We start from the raw sequence: 17,186 nt of genomic DNA, 5'->3' as shown, positions 1-17,186 counted from the left end.
TGTCCTTTGTACCGGCGGATTCGCAACATCAGCCCTGTTAATTGAAGTGCGATGATGCACTAATGCGAATTACGATCAAGCCGTAATTTGGGCGGCGATGCCGTTCAGTTCGGCCACATCTTCCGCGGACAGCGTCAAGTGGGCTGCGCCGGCGCAGTTGACGATGTTCGCTGCTTTGCTGGCGCCGGGAATCGGCAGCACGGCCGGCGATAATTGAAGCAGCCAAGCAATCGCGATCTGTTGCGGCGACGCGCCATGGCGGCCGGCGATCCGCGAAAGCGTCTCGTTGCTGCCGATGCCGCCTGCGTTGCCCATCCCGTTCAGCGGACTGTACGGCAGGAAAGCGATGCCGTACTCCTCGCAGCGCTTCAGCACGTCCATGGACGATTGGTCGAATAAGTTCATACGGTTCTGAACGCTCGCGACCGTCAAGATTCCGCGGGCTTCTTCCAGTTGCGCGACGGACACGTTCGACAGCCCGACGTGAACGATTTTCCCTTCCCGATGCAAGTCCGCGACCGCTCCGACGGATTCGGCAAACGGAACCTTCGGATCCGGACGGTGGAATTGATAGAGCGTGATCGCTTCGACACCGAGCGCGCGCAAGCTGTCCTCGCACGCTTGACGTAAATACTCGGGACGTCCGTCGGTTTCCCAGCGTCCTTCCGGACGAATGTGTCCGCCCTTTGTCGCGATGATCGCTTCGGGACGATCATGAAGGGCTTTGGCCAGCAGTCGTTCGTTATGACCCATCTCGGTCGAATTCAAGCAGTACGAATCGGCTGTATCAAACAGCGTAATGCCCTGCTCCAATGCAGCATGTACCGTTCTGATGCCGTCTTCCTCGGAGGGCCGTCCGTTCACGGACAACGGCATTCCGCCCATCCCGATCTCCCCGACGGTTATCCCTGTCGAACCTAGCTTACGTTGTGGCATTGTCATCGTACAACCTCCTGAGAGAGTAAGAAGCTTCTAAAAGCAACGATCAAATCGTCTGTTTTCAAGTATAGCAGTTCAACCTTTTCTCCTGTAGTACTGAAAATAAGTTCACATAGTTACCTTGATGTAAGCGATACGCTTCAAGTGCCGTTAACAGCCCACCGGTATTATGTAACGAGTTTATGTTATATTACATGACATATTTTTCATTTTATGCAGCGGATTGGGTATTTTGAAGTAATTTATGTTAGGTATGTTAACATATTTCCGGTTTTATGCTACCGTATGTTTCACGAAGCTTGTTCGTAACCGGCATGTTTCAGCGAATACAAGTTTCGATAGAATCGGGAAGCGAGGGTTGCTTTAGCCTGGTTGGGGGATTCAAAATCATTTGCGGCTTTTTATATTAAGAGCGGAGGGTGAGAGATTAACCATGTTAAAAAGGATAAGCACGATCATGCTCCTTGGCGTTCTGTTAACGACCGGCATTACGATGGTACCGGCCAGCGCCGCCAAAGACTTTCAATTTGCCGAGGTTACGGTAGATGAACTTCAGGCCGGCTACGCGGCGAAAAAGTATACGGCCGAACAAGTTGTTCAGGACTATCTCGATCGAATTAATACGTATGAATCCAATTATAATGCCTTTACCGTAATGAACCCCGACGCGCTCGCACAGGCACGGGACTATGACCGGCGCCTGGCGGCCGGCGAGAAGCTAGGTCCGCTTGCGGGTATTCCGATCGTCATTAAGGAAGCGGTAGACATGGCTGGTTTCCCGTCGACGATGGGTTGGAAACCGTTGGATCCGAGCTCGGGCGGCATCAAGCTCGTTCCCGAGAAGGATGCCCCCGTGGTAGCGCGTCTTAAAGCAGCCGGTGCCATTATTATCGGCAGAACGAATATTCCGGCTTTCAGTTCGGACGGCACAAGGGCCAGTACGAGTTGGGCGGGAGATACCTATAACGCAGTGGATCGCAGCCTCGTCCCTGGTGCCAGCAGCAGCGGTACCGCTACCTCCGTATCCGGCAATTTCGCCGTATTGGGTATTGCGGAGGAAACCGGCGGATCTATTCAGAACCCGGCCGCCGCACAAGCGCTAATTGGGATCAAACCGACCTTCGGCCTTGTTCCGAACGTTGGCGTCGTTCCGCTCGGCGGCAGCACGCGCGACGTTGTAGGCGCACATGGACGCACCGTTCACGATGCCGCGCTCATGTTAGATACCATTGCAGGGTATACGCCGGAAGACCCGAAGACGGTAGCCTCCATCGGCAATACGCCCGTTGATGGGTATACCTCGAAGATGAACGACTTCGAGTTGAAGGGCAAGCGCATCGGCTTGTACGGTCCGGGATGGCGCAATCAGCCGCTGACCAAAGAAACGCAAGCCTTGTACGAACGGGCCGTGAAGGAGTTGGAGGCGCAAGGCGCAACGGTTGTGGCTGACCCGTTTGCCGGCAGCGGCTTTGCAGCCTTCGTCAAAGCTGCCGGCTCTGTAGGCATCGAATCCGTCGTATACGACATGGATCAATATCTGAAGCGTCTCGGACCTTCGGCGGCCATCCATTCGGTCAATGAATTGATCGCCAAGACCGGCCAAACCCCCGACGTGCTGTCCCGCTATCCGGATGCTTTGAAGAATCCCTCCGCGTTCCCGGATTTGACCAATTTTACGAAGGTGCGCAAAGAGTACTTGCGAATCATTAATGCCGTCATGGATCGTAATGATCTCGATGCGCTTATCTTCCCGCAAATGTTCAAGGAAACGCCGAAACTGGCAAACAAGACCGAAAATATCGGGGCGACGACCGTCTCCGAAATCAACATTGCGGGCGTCCCCCTTGTCACCGTACCAGCCGGTTATTATGCGAGCGGTTCCCCATTCGAGCTGGCCATCATCGGCAAAATGTGGAGTGAAGCCGATATTCTCGGCATGGCGTATGATTACGAGCAGGCAACGCATTACCGAAAAATGCCGACTCTCCTAAAAGCCGCCGGCTGAAAAAATTCGTACACGCACTACTCATGATTCATCGAGCGCTGTTACTTCCTTATTACAAACAAATGAGCGCTGACCCAAAGGTCGCGCTCTACTTGTCTTCCAATCATAAGGCAATGCATCGACCGGATGTCTTTATGCTACAGAGCCAAACATGCCGCCGGGAAATTCCTAATCCAGAAGAAAATCCAACTTGGCTCATTTCTTTCGCTTTTCTTATTTTTTAAGTTTTTATCGGTTGTCTCCACCATTGTCCTTTAAAAAAGGGCAACCAGAAATGAATATTCTCCGGTTACCCTAACGATTCCCTTACTCCACCGTCACGCTCTTCGCCAAATTCCGCGGCTTATCCACGTCATTGCCACGCGCCAGAGACGCATAATACGCGATCAACTGCAGCGGTACAACCGACAATGCCGGTGCCAGCAGCGGCAGCGTCTTCGGAATCGAGAAGAGCTCGTCGACGGATTTGCCGACTTCTTCTTCTTTACCGGCGTTGACGAGGGCGAGCACATGCGCGCCGCGGGCCTTCACTTCTTTGATATTGCTCAACGTCTTCTCGTACAGATCTTCCTGCGTGATGACCGAGATGACCGGAATGCCATCCTCGATCAGCGCCAGCGTGCCATGCTTCAGCTCGCCTGCCGGATACGCTTCGGAGTGGATATACGAGATCTCTTTCAGCTTGAGCGAGCCTTCCTGCGCGACAGCGAAGTCGACGCCGCGACCGATGAAGAACAGGTTATTGTGCTTCGCCAAGGACTCCGCGATTTGCTTCAGTACTTGCGCGCTCTCCAAGATGCGTTCCACTTGCTCGGGCAATTCGTTCATCGCCGCAAGCACCTCCGTCACGGACGCGGTATCGCGCGTGCCGATGGTTTGGGCAAGATACAGACCGAATAGATAAAACGCGATCAACTGCGACGTATATGCCTTAGTCGAGGCCACGGCGATTTCCGGACCGGCCTGCGTGATGATAACATCGTCCGCTTCCCGGGCAACGGAGCTGCCGACGACATTCGTGATCGCCAGCACGCGGGCGCCGTTGCGCTTGGCTTCGCGCAGCGCAGCCAGCGTATCCGCTGTTTCGCCGGATTGGCTGACGACGATGACGAGCGTATCCGGCGTAATGATCGGCGAACGATAACGATACTCCGATGCGACATCCGTTTCTACCGGAATGCGGGCCAGATCTTCGATGATCGTTTTACCGACGAGTCCGGCGTGGTATGCCGTTCCGCAAGCAACGATATGCACTTTCCGAATGGCGCGGATTTGCTCGGTCGTCATGCCGATTTCCTTCAGAACGACCGAATCGCCGTCATCCGAGATCCGACCCATCATCGTGTTGCGGTATGCTTTCGGCTGCTCGTATATTTCCTTCAGCATGAAATGATCGTATCCGGCTTTTTCCGCCGTTTCCAAGTCCCAGTCGACATGGAATATTTCCTTGGAAATAAATTCGCCCTCGATCGTCATCAATTCGACGCTGTTCTTCGTCAAAATCGCCATTTCGCCGTCGTTCAGGATGTATACGTCACGCGTATGCTCGAGAATGGCCGGGATGTCGGAACCGATGAAGTTCTCGCCTTTCCCCACGCCAATGACGAGCGGACTTGCATAACGCACCGCTACGAGGCGATCCGGTTCGAATTCCGTCAATACGCCGAGCGCAAACGCGCCGCGCATCCGTTTTACCGCCCGCTGCACGGCTTTCACGATATCGCCTTCGTATTCGTCCGCGACAAGGTGGGAGATGACCTCCGTGTCCGTCTCCGATACGAACTTGCAGCCTTTGGCGATCAGCTCATCCTTCAGATCCAGATAGTTCTCGATGATGCCGTTGTGCACGACGGAGAACTTCAGCGAGTTGTCCGTATGCGGATGGGAGTTCACGTCCGACGGTTTGCCGTGTGTCGCCCAGCGCGTATGGCCGATGCCGACCGAGCCTTCCAGCGGCTGCCCGTCGAGCTTTTGCTCCAAATTAGCCAGTCGTCCGATCGATTTGCGCACTTCCAATCCATTCTTCGTAAACACGGCAATACCGGCAGAGTCGTATCCGCGGTACTCCAGCTTCTTCAAGCCCTCGATCAAAATATCCTGCGAATCCCGTTTACCGATATATCCTACAATTCCACACATATGAATAGACCTCCGTTATCGATAGTTCCCCGCTCGATCCGGATGCCTTTGAATACCTGTCAAAGCATGGCGGCACAAAGCCGCTCTATTCGCCGGCATCGTCCCCGCAAAGGATATCTAGACAATAAGAAATAAAGCGCAGCATTACGCGTCAATTTCGCTAGCTGCATTCAAACGAACCTCTCTTCGGAGGTACAACGAATCAAGTCGTGCTCATCTACGCTCAGCGCAATGGCGACGACAAATTTTATGCCATTCCTCAATCTTCCGAGTCGACAGCATCCGCACGACATCAAGCCCCCGGCTCAATCATCGAACGGAAATCGGACAAACCACGCTTCATAGCTGGTATGCGCCATCTTTCCCTAAAACCACGCACCTACGGCCTCCGTTGCCGCCTGCGCGCTTCCCTAGCTATCGAGCATCCTGCCGATCTTTTGTCAGACCAGTTGCCCGGTCTATTTGAGAATCGGCTTACGGTTGAATGCAGTACCGGGAGGTCCCCGCCGAAAATTTCGAACACCTCCACCTCGTCAGCTTGCCGATCGAACAGCCGTTGAATGATCCGCAGGGTCCGTTCCGAATTGAACCGCTGCAGCAGCCGTAAGATTAAGCGCAAGCTCTGGCGCTTGGTCGTGCTTATAACCGCTATCCTCGCTTTCCTTCCTGAATATCACTCTCTACTATATGCATTTTGCCGACAAGGTGCAACCCAATCTTTTGGTAACCGTTTACAATGATGTAAAGTAACGTCCATGACCGCCATGAAGGCTTTCGCGAATACTCATGATTAAAAAGCAACCCCGGACGCGCTTCACGTCTCTAGGGTTGCCTGAATGAACGTATGATTATTCCGCGCCGAGCTCCGTGCGAACCGTATCCACGATCCGCGCCACATAAGCTTCGACCTGATCTTTCTCGGGACCTTCGGCCATGACGCGAATCAACGATTCCGTGCCGGAAGGACGCACGAGCACGCGGCCGTTGTCGCCCAGCTCTTGTTCCACGTCGGCAATGGCCGCCGCGATCGCCGGGTTGGTCTTATAGGCGGTTTTATCCGCTACGCGCACGTTAACGAGCACCTGCGGGTATTTGCGCATCAGCTTTTTCTGCTCGCTCAGCTTTTTGCCGGACGCGATCAGCGTATCCGTCAATTGCAGCGCGGTCAGAATGCCGTCGCCCGTCGTATTGTAATCCAAGAAGATGACATGGCCCGACTGCTCGCCGCCCAGATTGAAGCCGCCGCGGCGCATCTCTTCCATGACGTAACGATCGCCGACGGCGGTCTGCGCCGTCTGCAAGCCGATCTTCTGCGCCGCTTTGAAAAAACCGATGTTGCTCATGACCGTGGTCACGACCGTATCGTTTTTAAGCTTCCCTGCACGCTTCATGGCGTCGCCGCAGATGCAGAGGATATAATCGCCGTCGACTTCTTCGCCGTGCTCGTCGATCGCGATCAGACGGTCCGCATCGCCGTCGAAGGAGAGGCCCAGGTCCGCGCCATGCTTCAATACTTCCTCGCGCAGGTGCTCCGGATGGGTCGAGCCGACGCCATCGTTGATGTTGAGGCCGTTCGGCTCGGCACCGACCGTGATCACTTCCGCGCCAAGCTCGCGGAATACCGTCGGCGCAATGCTGTGCGCGGAGCCGTTCGCGCAGTCGAGCACGATCTTCAGTCCAGCAAATGATTGCGTGACCGTCGTCTTCAAGAAGTCCATGAATACCCGTTTCGCCGATTCGTCCACCGTCACGGTGCCGATATCGCCGCCCTCCGGCCGCGGCAATTCATCTACTTCCGCATCCATCAGACGTTCGATTTCGTTCTCGGTCTCGTCGGACAGCTTGAAACCGTCGCCGCCGAAAAATTTAATGCCGTTATCTTCGACCGGATTATGCGAAGCCGAGATCATGACACCCGCATCGGCGCCCAATACGCGCGTCAGATACGCGACCGCAGGCGTCGACACGACGCCGATCCGCACCACGCTCGCGCCGATCGAGAGCAAACCCGCGATCAGCGATGCCTCCAGCATCGGCCCGGAAATCCGGGTGTCGAGACCGATGACGACTTTCGGTTTCTCGGCTTGGCCAGCCAGCACATATCCGCCGCAGCGGCCGATCTTGTAAGCGAGCTCAGGCGTGAGCTCGCGGTTTGCGACACCGCGAACACCGTCCGTTCCAAAATATTTCCCCATGTTTGTAAGTTCCCCTTTTGACTATGGATTTCCGTTCGCCGGATTATTGTCCGGCTGTGTCTCTTGATCTTGATTCGTGCCGGCGTCCGTTCCCGGTTGCTGCGAATCGACCGGAGCGTCGACACTATTGCTGCCACTCGACGTATTGCCGCCATCGGACGTCGGATCCGAATCCCCGCCGGCACTCGGATCCGCTGACGGCTGTCCGTCAGTCGGCAAACTGCCATCCGGCGTCCCTGCACCCTCCGGATCCGTGCCGCCGGCAGGCGTCGTGCCGTCCGAGATCGTAACCGTGATGCTGAGCGGCGAACCCGGCGTCTGGTCGATGAAGCGCGGCAAGTGCATCTCGACGGGCACGACATGCGTTCCCGGCCCGAGACCGCTCAGATCGGCTACCAGCTGCACGTCCTTCGCGCCGACCTGCGCAAGCATATTCGCCGCTCCGCTGATAGAAGCATCGACATGCGCATCCTCCGGCAGCGTGATTTGCGCCTTCAACCCGTCGGACAAGCCGATCAAGGTAACGGGCAGCTTCGGCAGCAGCTTCGTCTGCGCCGGCACGATCGTATAGTCGAACGTGACCGTCGCCGGGTCTACCGTCGCGATATCCTGGCCGGGTTTGATATCGAGCTTCATCGTACCCGATTGTTTCAATTGCGACAAGTCTATCGTTAATCCATCGTAAAATTCAACCTTGTCGAGCGCGTCCTGCGGCCCGTAAACCGTAATCGCGTCGACGCTCTGCTTGAACTCCGATATCGCCAATCCGTCCGGCAGGCTGCCCGTGAACCCGACCTGCAGGGGCAGCTTCTTGAACGGCTTCGTGATCGGGATTTCCACCTCGACGACGCTTGGACTGATTACTGCATCCGTCAGCTCGTTGCCGTCCTTATCGAGCGCCACGAGCTTCATTTTCTTGTCGCCCACGGTTTCTTCCTCGCCGTCGACGGACACCGTTCCCCCGACGAACGCGACCTGATTCATCTCGTCCTCCGGCAGCGTCACGTGCACGCGGCCGTTCGGCTTCACGAGCGGCTGTCCGATCTTGTAGCCTTTGCCGGGCGTGCCTTCAGCATGGATTTGGACCTCGAACTCCTTCGTCAGCAGCCGTTCCAGCACGACCGTCACGCTGCTAGGCCGCGCTTCGATGAGCTCCAAGCCGCGCGGCAGGCTGACCTTGACCGGCAGCACCATGCGCCCTTCCGCCGCCTTGCTCAAATCGACCGTAACCTGATAATCATTGTTATGCGAAGCGATCAGCAAATCAGACCGCGAACCGCGGACGGTCAGATGCACTTCCTCGGGATCCAACAGCCGCAACGCGTAGTTTTTGTCGTCCATGCCGATCGGTTTGATCTGCACGCCGTCGATGTCGCGCGTTTCGGTGAGCGTCGCGACCGTGCTCGGCGTTTTCTCGGAATCGAAATGAACCACCGCCCACATAAGGATCCCGATCACCAGGGAGATGATTTTAAGCGCCGTGGGATGGTTGAGCCATTTATCCACGTTCATCGCCCCCTTTCCGCTTCCAGAAAGGAATTTTCATGCCTTGGCGCTCGCGCGTCTTGGGCTTCGGGTTCAGCTCCTCGTACAGCTTCGAGATCAGCGACTCTTCTTTAATGTCGCGAACGATCATGCCCCCGACCGCCAGCGAGATCTGGCCCGTCTCTTCGGAGACGATGACCGATACGGCATCGCTCACCTCCGTAATGCCGATGGCCGCGCGATGACGCGTTCCCAACTCCTTGCTGATGAACGGATTCTCGGACAAGGGCAAATAACAACCCGCGGCTTTGATGTGGCTGCCCCCGATTATGACGGCGCCGTCATGGAGCGGGGTGTTCGGGATGAAAATATTGATCAGCAGCTCCGAGCTGACGATGGATTCCATCCGAATGCCGGATTCCGTGTAATCCTGCAGCCCCGTCGTCCGCTCGAATACGATCAGCGCGCCGATTTTGCGTTTGGCCATATAATTCAACGATTTGATGATCGCGTTGATTCGGTCGCTGATGTCGTGATCCACGACGGACGTGCGGCTGAACAGTTTCCCTCGCCCAAGCTGTTCGAGCGCCCGCCGAAGCTCCGGTTGGAAAATAACGAGCACCGCGAATACGCCGAGCGTGAACATTTGGTTCATCAGCCATTTGAGCGTATACAGATCGAACCATGTGCTGAGTGCCCAGGTCGCCACGAGCACGATGATGCCCTTGAATAGCTGCACGGCCTTCGTGCCGCGCACCAGCAGGATCAATTTGTAAATAATATAGCTAACGATGGAAATGTCGATGAGATCTTTGATCGCGATCGTCCATGTCATGTCGGTAAAGTAGTTCATCCGTCAACCCCCAAAGACCTAATGTGCGCACACATTACTCCTTTTATCGGAATTATAACCTTATTATTTTCTATAAACGGGGTTGCAAATCCTTTTTTCTTTCACAAAAAAACCTCCCGCATGAGGGAGGCAGTAAAATCAATAGGCCAAACTGCTGATGGAGGTCGTCACTTTGTACCAAAACCAGTCCAGCGCCTGGTCAATCTGCTTTACTTCTCCGGAGATATGCGCAGTGGAGGCTTCATACAACGATCCCGAGATCACCGTAACGTCCCCGTCCACCTCGCCGAGTACGTTCGCCTTGCCGTTCTCGACCGTCAGATCGCCGTTTATATGCGCGCCAGCGGGCACGGTAACGGTATCGCCTTCAATGACGACTTCCGCCAAATCAGGTCCACGAACTGCCAATTGACTATCTTGCTGCCACATCGCCAAGAAACTGGAGAACATCACGAGCACGAACACGGCGGCCACCGACACGGCGGGGTGACTCCGCACCCACCGGGCGAATCCGGATCCGGTTCTGCGGCGCTTCACCGGCAGAGCATCCATGATCCGCTGCGTCAGCTGCGAGGATTGTTCGGCCGAAATGACGAAATGCGTGTCCATCATCCTGTGCGTGAGCGCTTCCGTCTGTTCCAGCTGTTCCATTCGGGTGCGGCATTCCGGGCAGGAGTCAAGATGAGCCTTAAGCCCTGCAATATCGTCATGGGGCAGCTCGTCGTCCAAATAATCATGCATGAGCATGATGGCGACGTTGCAATTCATAGCAGCCAGTCCTTTCTTCGTTGTAATTTCGCAGTAGTATTCGATACGTATGATTCACGCGAATGTTTCACTTTTTTATAAGATCCGCACCTGCCCAATAATTGGGTCGGCGTTTGACGGACCGCTTCCTACAGCTTATGCTCCAGCTTCTTCCGAAGAAACTCCCGGCCGCGATGCACCCTCGTCTTGACGGTCGTCACCGGCATGTCCAGCACGTCCCCGATCTCCTGCAGCGAAAGCTCCTCCAGGTAGCGCAGCACCATGACCGACTTGTATTTGGCCGGCAACGTCTCGATCGCCTGATGGATGATTCGCTGCGTATCCGACAGCAGCAGTTCGCTCTCCGGCGTCCGGTCGTCGCTTGGAATCATCGCGTAGCCGTCCAGCCCTTCGTGCTCGCCCGATTCCGCGTCCAGCGAATACACCGGTTTGCGTTTGCGCAGCTTATCGATGCACAAATTCGTCGCGATCCGGTAGATCCAAGTGGAAAATTTCATCGTCGCGTCGTAACGCTCCAAATTCTTATATACACGCAGGAAAACGTCCTGTACGACGTCTTCCGCTTCCTGGCGGTTGTACAGCATCCGGTACGCCATATGGTAAAGCTTGTCCTGATAGAGCTCCACGATCTCGGCAAAAGCTCGCTGATCGCCTTGCAGAGCCAATCTCGCTAATCTCGCCTCAACTGATATCAATGCTACGCCTCCAAACCCGCCGGGTATCTTATTACGCGACTTTTTGATTATACCGTTACAAGCGTGCATAGGCAATGAAAGGGAAACAGAAATGGAATAGACAAGATGAAATTTTCAAATATGCCCTTTCAAGCGTTGTTGCCTCCGCTCATTGCTGCGGTGAATCTAATCTACTTTCTAAATGCGCGTTCGTATCCCTATTCTTGCTTTCGAACGCATGCGCGATTTCATCCCAATTATTTAATGTTTCTAATCTTATAAGACTGCTGCAGCTCCAATCCGCAACATCTACGCCCTCTATCCACAGCTTCATCCACATTCCCCCCACAATTACTGAATAAGCTGTGGATAACTGTACTTGACCAACATAAAAAGCCGATCCTTTAGAATGTATTCATCCCAAGGATCGGCTTCTGCCGTTATGAACATGTGAATTCAAATCATTCAACTTGGTCGAATGCTGCATTCCCCTTCTCTGAAGGTGAACGCATACCAATCGCCCTTTTCGAACAAATGCTGCGCGGCCTAGCGCCCGCACAAACCAATTGATCTTAGTAAACAGATGCTGCGTTGCCTAACGGCCACGCAAAACAATTGTTCTGATCAACCCGTGTTTCTAAGACCCGCCGCGATTCCGTTGATCGTGAGCAATACTTCGCGCAACAGCTCCAGATCGTCGTCGTCGCCTTTCGCGCGGCTGTCGCGGAGTTCTTTCAGCAGTTGCACTTGCATGTAGCTGAGCGGATCCACGTACGGGTTACGCAAACGGATCGATTCTTGGATAACCGGTACGTTATCCAAAATCTCCGCTTGCCCCGTAATTTGCAGGATCGTCGAAGATGTCCGCACGTACTCCTCTTCGATTTGCGTAAAGATGCGGTCGCGAATCGCTTGATCCGCAATCATGCCCGCGTATTCCTTCGCGATTTGAAGATCGGCTTTGGCCAATGCCATTTGCAGGTTATCGATTAACGACGTGAAGAACGGGAATTTCTCGTACATTACGCGGAGCGTATCCATCCGTTTCGCGTCGTCCTGAATGTAGCCCTGCAGCGCCGTCCCGGCGGCATACCAAGCCGGCAGCAGGTAACGGCTTTGCGTCCATGCGAATACCCATGGAATTGCGCGCAAATCCTCAAACCGATCGCTTCCTTTGCGTTTTGCCGGGCGCGAACCGATATTCAGCTCGCCGACCTCAGGCAGCGGCGTCGATTCCTTGAAGAAGGTCATGAAGTCCGGATCGCGGAAAATCAGATCCTGATACTTCGTCAATGCCGTCTCCGAGATGCCGCGCGAAATGTCTTCCCACTCGGCCGTTGCCGTCTCTTCCTGCTCCGGATATTTCGCCAAACGCGAAGCCGTCACAAGCGCCCAAGTCGCCTGCTCCAAGCTGCGGTACGCGATGCCCTTCAAGGAGTAACGGGAAGACAATACTTCGCCTTGCTCCGTGATTTTGATACCCCCGCCGACCGTATGCGGCGGTTGCGCCAAAATGCTTCGGTTCAGCGGCATGCCGCCCCGTCCAAGCGCGCCTCCGCGGCCATGGAAGAACTTCAACTTGACGTCGAACTTCTTCGCCGCGCTCGTAATCGCGTTCAGCGCCACGCGCAGCTCCCAGTTTGCCGTCACCACGCCGCCGTCCTTGTTAGAGTCCGAATAGCCGAGCATGATCTCGTGCAAGTTGCCGCGTGCTTCAACAGACTGGCGATAGACCGGCAGGGCAAACAGCTTTTCCATGATGCCTGGCGCTTCATGCAGGTCGTCGATCGTTTCGAATAGTGGCACGGCTTGCAGCGTGCACGTAATGTTGCCGTTCGATTCCTTGCGGAACAACCCGACCTCTTTGGCGAACACCATGACTTCGAGCATATCGCTAGCGCCTTGCGTCATACTGATCAGATAGCTGGAAATACAATTCAAGCCGAATTCAGCCTGCGCGCGGTAAATCGTATGGTAGACGTCCAAACACTCGCGCGTGCCCTCGGAATAGGAAAAATGCGGCGATGTAAGCGGACGCGGATCGTTCAATAACGTATGCAGCAAGTCGATCTTCTCGTCTTCGGACAAGGACGCGTAATCCGCCACGATGTTCATGTTGGCCAGAATTTCCGTCATCGCGTTCTCATGTTCCTTGCTATGCTGACGAACGTCGAGCGCGGCCAGATGGAAACCGAACAGCTCGACTTGCCGAATCAGCTTGCGAATGTGCGTATCGGCCACATAGTCCGCGAAGTGATGCCTGAGACTGCGGTCGATGATAAGTAAATCCTCTTTCAGCTCGTCCGCGCTGTTGTAACGCTTCGGCGATCCTTTCAAGGACTCATCCAGCGCGTTGGCCAGCTTCTCGAGCATATAGCCGAGTTTGATTCGGTAAGGTTCTTTCTCGTTGCGCCACAGCTCGATGCAGCGAAGCGCGACGACCTGCTCTTTATCCTTCTTGATGGATTCGGCCAGCTCATCCGAAATCTCGATGATGTTCGTGCTGAAGCTCAGCTGATCCATGACTGCTTTCAGAAGTTCTTCATACTTCTCCAAAGCGAGCCCGCGCTGCAGCTTCAACGTTTCCCAAGTCACCTTCGCCGTTACCGAAGGGTTGCCGTCGCGGTCGCCGCCGATCCAGGAGCCAAAACGGAGGTAAGTCGGAACATGCCAGTGCTCGTCGGACGGATAATACTTGTCCAAGCAGCGCTCCAGCTCTTCATACACGTTCGGGAGAACCTCGAACAACGTCTCGTCGAAATAGTACATGCCGTTACGCACTTCGTCGATGACGGTCGGCTTGCGGTCGCGAAGCTCATCGGTCTGCCACAAAGTCAACACTTCGTTCAGCAGCTTCTCGCGTAATTTCTCGCGTTCGCGATACGTAAGCGTCGGATCGTCCAGCTCCATCATTTCGGCGGCGATACGTTGATGAATGTCAAGAACGGCACGGCGCGTAGCCTCTGTCGGATGCGCGGTCATCACAAGTTCCAAGGAGATATCCGCGATGATTTCCTTCACATTGTCAACGGCGATTCCCCGGTCCTTCAGCACTTGAATCGCGCTTTCGATAGATCCCGGCTGGACTTGTTCGCCTGTCGAGCGCTCGTAATCGCGTTTACGGCGAATGCGGTGATTCTGTTCGGCAATATTCACGAGTTGAAAATAAATCGCAAACGCGCGAATTACCTGATGACGGGTTGCGGGAGTCAGCGCATCGATAACATGCTTGAACTCCTCGTCCAGCTCCGGCAAAAACTCCGCGCGCAGCGTTTTGCTCATTTCACGAATTTTCTCAACCGTCTCCAGCAGCTCATGGCCGCCTTGATGGACAAGCACATCCCCTAAAATGTTTCCCAGGAAACGAACATCACGGCGCAGCAAGTTGTTCGCTTGCGGTCTGTTTGTAGTCATTGTTGTACCAGCCTGTTCCGACATTCCTAATCCTCCTTAAGGTTTGCAGTGCGAAACCACATCCTAAGCTTCGCCGAAGGTCAGCAATGCAAAACCACTGCAAAAGCATAATCTTCGGCTTTCAACGCAAGACGCTGCCTAGAATGCATATATGGACGGCCTATTCTTGGTTTTTGCCTGCAGCAATCCTCGCCATAAGCCAAATTAACCAGTTACAACGGTTTTTAACTCTAATCATCATACTACAAATCAATAAGCGGTTGAAGCTTTTTCATAATCGACAGGAAAGCATGTCTTTATTAGGTAAAATAAAAAAGCCTTGGAAACCCAAGGCTTGAATTCGTCATATGGAGCGGGTGATGGGAATCGAACCCACGCTATTAGCTTGGAAGGCTAAAGTTCTACCATTGAACTACACCCGCAGATGATGGTCGGGACGACACGATTTGAACATGCGACCCCCTGGTCCCAAACCAGGTGCTCTACCAAGCTGAGCTACGTCCCGAAGTATGTATAATCTGCAATTAAGAAATGGCGCGCCCTGAGAGATTCGAACTCCCGGCCTTTTGATTCGTAGTCAAACGCTCTATCCAGCTGAGCTAAGGGCGCATATGGAGCGGAAGACGGGAATCGAACCCGCGACCCTCGCCTTGGCAAGGCGATGCTCTACCGCTGAGCCACTTCCGCATTTCACTGTCACTCGCTTTTTCTCAAGCGCGACAAGTAATAATATAACATGGGCACAAGCAGAATGCAACCCTTTTTAAGCAAAAATATAAACTTTTTTTCGTGAAGCATTCTGCTTATGTAGATCCCTTTTTCAAAACCATTCCCGCAAGTCCGTTTAGCTTACTTTTACCGGTTCCAAAACGCGCTCTTCATACACCTCCGGCTTGTCGCCAGCCAATGCGAACGGGAAGCAAAGCGGTACTCCGGTCCGCGGATCCGGAATGATATCCGTCTCGATGCCGAATACTTCTCGAAGCACTTCCTTCGTCATGACGGCCTCCGGCGTGCCCACGCTAACGACCTCCCCTTTCTTGATAGCCACCATATGCTGCGCATAACGGGAAGCGTGGTTCAGATCGTGGACGACCATAATGATCGTTCTGCCTGCCGTTGCGTTCAGTTGATGAAGCAATTCGAGCACCTCGAGCTGATGCGCCATGTCCAGATACGTCGTAGGCTCGTCAAGGAAAAGAAGGTCGGTTTGCTGCGCAAGCGCCATTGCGATCCAAGCACGCTGGCGCTGGCCCCCTGAGAGGCGGTCGATAGGACGATCTTTGAATTCAATCAATCCCGTGCGCTCGACGGCCCAGTTAATAATGGAGCGGTCCTCTTTATTCAACGAACCAAAACCGCGCTGATACGGGAAGCGTCCATACGAGACCAGTTCCGCTACCGTCAATCCATCCGGAGCCGTAGGATTCTGCGGCAGAATCGCCAACTGTTTCGCGACTTCTTTGGTCGATTGCTTATGAATCGATTTTCCGTCCAGCATGACCATGCCGGCAGAGGGCGACATCAGCCTTGCCATCGTTTTCAAAATCGTGGATTTGCCGGAGCCGTTCGCTCCAACCAAAGCCGTTATTTTCCCTTTGGGAATCGTTATATTCAAATCCTCCACGATCAATCGCTCTTCGTACCCAATATTCAGGTTCTTCGTATGCATTGCATTCATGCCATCCACCCCTTGCATCTGTTTGCAGCATTTATTGATAACCGTTCTCATAATTGTTCCATGTATAATGATAACCATTCTCACTGTATGCGTCAAGCAATTCAAACCTTAACATGCAGAAATATATTCATTCACGCGCACAAGCATTCACCATGTGAAATGCACAGGGCATAACCATAACCCACAGATATTCTTCAATCAGCAAGTCGGTAAATCGAATGTTTTAAACATCCATCTTGGAATTCCCTTTATTCCAATGCTGTTCAACAAGTCCCTGTGGGTAATAAAATGCAGCACGCACAAGGCTTTAGAGCTTCCGCTACGCGTTTATCCACAAAGTTATACACAAAAAGACCCTTCGATAACAAGGGTCTTTTATCTGATGCGCGTAGAGGGACTTGAACCCCCACGGTCGCCCGCCAGATCCTAAGTCTGGTGCGTCTGCCAATTCCGCCATACGCGCATATTATGTAATTCCATTTTCGAATTAGAAAATGGTGAGCCATGTAGGACTCGAACCTACGACACCCTGATTAAAAGTCAGGTGCTCTACCAACTGAGCTAATGGCTCATAAAATGGCTGGGGATCTAGGATTCGAACCTAGGGAATGACGGAGTCAAAGTCCGTTGCCTTACCGCTTGGCTAATCCCCACTATAAAGATGGTGGAGGCTGAGGGGATCGAACCCCCGACCCTCTGCTTGTAAGGCAGATGCTCTCCCAGCTGAGCTAAGCCTCCGAGATGAGAGAGATGGTGACCCGTAGGGGACTCGAACCCCTGTTACCTCCGTGAAAGGGAGGTGTCTTAACCACTTGACCAACGGGCCTTGTACAAAAAATAACTGGAGCTCTCAACCGGGATCGAACCGGTGACCTCATCCTTACCATGGATGCACTCTACCTACTGAGCTATGAGAGCGTATATGGCTCCCCGAACAGGACTCGAACCTGTGACAACTCGATTAACAGTCGAGTGCTCTACCAACTGAGCTATCAGGGAACGGTATGTAATTCGGGCAACTTCCACCCTGAAA

General features: G+C 53.9%; 10 protein-coding genes and 11 tRNA genes. 1 reads left to right on the top strand and 20 read right to left on the bottom strand.

Annotation, left to right across the window (positions count from 1 at the left end; translation table 11 throughout):
• Positions 1–75: 75 nt before the first annotated feature.
• Positions 76–942 carry an aldo/keto reductase gene (locus AC50YL_RS24105; RefSeq protein WP_494835320.1) on the bottom strand — a complete coding sequence of 289 codons (867 nt, stop codon included), beginning with the start codon at positions 940–942 and terminating at the stop codon, positions 76–78.
• Between the two features lie 430 nt (positions 943–1,372).
• On the opposite strand from AC50YL_RS24105, the gene AC50YL_RS24100 reads away from it, so the two are divergent.
• On the top strand, positions 1,373–2,944 hold the full coding sequence (locus AC50YL_RS24100) for an amidase (protein WP_494835319.1): 1,572 nt from the start codon (positions 1,373–1,375) through the stop codon (positions 2,942–2,944).
• A gap of 306 nt (positions 2,945–3,250) precedes the next feature.
• Here the strand turns inward: AC50YL_RS24100 and glmS are convergent, their stop codons facing one another.
• The 19 genes from glmS to AC50YL_RS24005 all read right to left on the bottom strand — a co-directional run bounded on the left by glmS (position 3,251) and on the right by AC50YL_RS24005 (position 17,152).
• On the bottom strand, positions 3,251–5,083 hold the full coding sequence (gene glmS / locus AC50YL_RS24095; RefSeq protein WP_494835318.1) for a glutamine--fructose-6-phosphate transaminase (isomerizing): 1,833 nt from the start codon (positions 5,081–5,083) through the stop codon (positions 3,251–3,253).
• A gap of 848 nt (positions 5,084–5,931) precedes the next feature.
• Positions 5,932–7,278 (bottom strand): phosphoglucosamine mutase, encoded by a 1,347-nt coding sequence (glmM, locus tag AC50YL_RS24090; protein ID WP_494835317.1) that lies wholly within the window; start codon positions 7,276–7,278, stop codon positions 5,932–5,934.
• Positions 7,279–7,299: 21 nt separating this feature from the next.
• Complete coding sequence (locus AC50YL_RS24085) at positions 7,300–8,784, bottom strand: CdaR family protein (RefSeq protein WP_494835316.1); 1,485 nt, start codon at positions 8,782–8,784, stop codon at positions 7,300–7,302.
• The gene (gene cdaA / locus AC50YL_RS24080; RefSeq protein WP_494835315.1) at positions 8,777–9,616 is read right to left on the bottom strand and encodes a diadenylate cyclase CdaA; all 840 of its coding nucleotides are present in this window, start codon (positions 9,614–9,616) and stop codon (positions 8,777–8,779) included. Before cdaA ends, AC50YL_RS24085 begins: the two co-directional genes overlap by 8 nt.
• 138 nt (positions 9,617–9,754) lie before the next feature.
• Entirely contained in the window at positions 9,755–10,384 is a 630-nt protein-coding gene (locus AC50YL_RS24075) for a zf-HC2 domain-containing protein (protein WP_494835314.1), read from the bottom strand.
• Between the two features lie 128 nt (positions 10,385–10,512).
• A complete protein-coding gene (sigW, locus tag AC50YL_RS24070) occupies positions 10,513–11,079 on the bottom strand; it encodes an RNA polymerase sigma factor SigW (RefSeq protein WP_494835313.1) in 567 nt (188 codons plus the stop codon).
• 603 nt (positions 11,080–11,682) lie between these two features.
• Positions 11,683–14,472 carry a phosphoenolpyruvate carboxylase gene (gene ppc, locus AC50YL_RS24065; RefSeq protein WP_494835312.1) on the bottom strand — a complete coding sequence of 930 codons (2,790 nt, stop codon included), beginning with the start codon at positions 14,470–14,472 and terminating at the stop codon, positions 11,683–11,685.
• 348 nt (positions 14,473–14,820) lie between these two features.
• Positions 14,821–14,894, bottom strand: a tRNA-Gly gene (locus AC50YL_RS24060).
• 6 nt (positions 14,895–14,900) lie between these two features.
• Positions 14,901–14,977 (bottom strand) — tRNA-Pro (locus AC50YL_RS24055).
• A gap of 27 nt (positions 14,978–15,004) precedes the next feature.
• A tRNA-Arg gene (locus AC50YL_RS24050) sits at positions 15,005–15,081 on the bottom strand.
• A gap of 3 nt (positions 15,082–15,084) precedes the next feature.
• Positions 15,085–15,159 (bottom strand) — tRNA-Gly (locus AC50YL_RS24045).
• 157 nt (positions 15,160–15,316) lie between these two features.
• Complete coding sequence (locus tag AC50YL_RS24040; protein WP_494835311.1) at positions 15,317–16,153, bottom strand: ABC transporter ATP-binding protein; 837 nt, start codon at positions 16,151–16,153, stop codon at positions 15,317–15,319.
• Between the two features lie 383 nt (positions 16,154–16,536).
• Positions 16,537–16,616: transfer RNA gene (locus AC50YL_RS24035), tRNA-Leu, on the bottom strand.
• 32 nt (positions 16,617–16,648) lie between these two features.
• Positions 16,649–16,724, bottom strand: a tRNA-Lys gene (locus tag AC50YL_RS24030).
• A gap of 6 nt (positions 16,725–16,730) precedes the next feature.
• Positions 16,731–16,806 (bottom strand) — tRNA-Gln (locus AC50YL_RS24025).
• A gap of 9 nt (positions 16,807–16,815) precedes the next feature.
• Positions 16,816–16,891 (bottom strand) — tRNA-Val (locus AC50YL_RS24020).
• Positions 16,892–16,904: 13 nt separating this feature from the next.
• Positions 16,905–16,979: transfer RNA gene (locus AC50YL_RS24015), tRNA-Glu, on the bottom strand.
• A gap of 16 nt (positions 16,980–16,995) precedes the next feature.
• Positions 16,996–17,071: transfer RNA gene (locus AC50YL_RS24010), tRNA-Thr, on the bottom strand.
• 5 nt (positions 17,072–17,076) lie between these two features.
• Positions 17,077–17,152, bottom strand: a tRNA-Asn gene (locus AC50YL_RS24005).
• Positions 17,153–17,186 lie beyond the last annotated feature (34 nt).

This window comes from Paenibacillus sp. J22P277 (assembly GCF_059383675.1).
The sequence above is the reverse complement of the archived record's forward strand: the minus strand, read 5'-3'. Positions and strand labels throughout refer to the sequence as shown.

Coding starts and splice junctions, on each gene's coding strand:
- AC50YL_RS24075 (WP_494835314.1), bottom strand. CDS start 10,384: ATGAATTGCAACGTCGCCATCATGCTCATGCATGATTATTTGGACGAC.
- glmM (WP_494835317.1), bottom strand. CDS start 7,278: ATGGGGAAATATTTTGGAACGGACGGTGTTCGCGGTGTCGCAAACCGC.
- AC50YL_RS24100 (WP_494835319.1), top strand. CDS start 1,373: ATGTTAAAAAGGATAAGCACGATCATGCTCCTTGGCGTTCTGTTAACG.
- AC50YL_RS24105 (WP_494835320.1), bottom strand. CDS start 942: ATGACAATGCCACAACGTAAGCTAGGTTCGACAGGGATAACCGTCGGG.
- cdaA (WP_494835315.1), bottom strand. CDS start 9,616: ATGAACTACTTTACCGACATGACATGGACGATCGCGATCAAAGATCTC.
- ppc (WP_494835312.1), bottom strand. CDS start 14,472: ATGACTACAAACAGACCGCAAGCGAACAACTTGCTGCGCCGTGATGTT.
- AC50YL_RS24040 (WP_494835311.1), bottom strand. CDS start 16,153: ATGAATGCAATGCATACGAAGAACCTGAATATTGGGTACGAAGAGCGA.
- glmS (WP_494835318.1), bottom strand. CDS start 5,083: ATGTGTGGAATTGTAGGATATATCGGTAAACGGGATTCGCAGGATATT.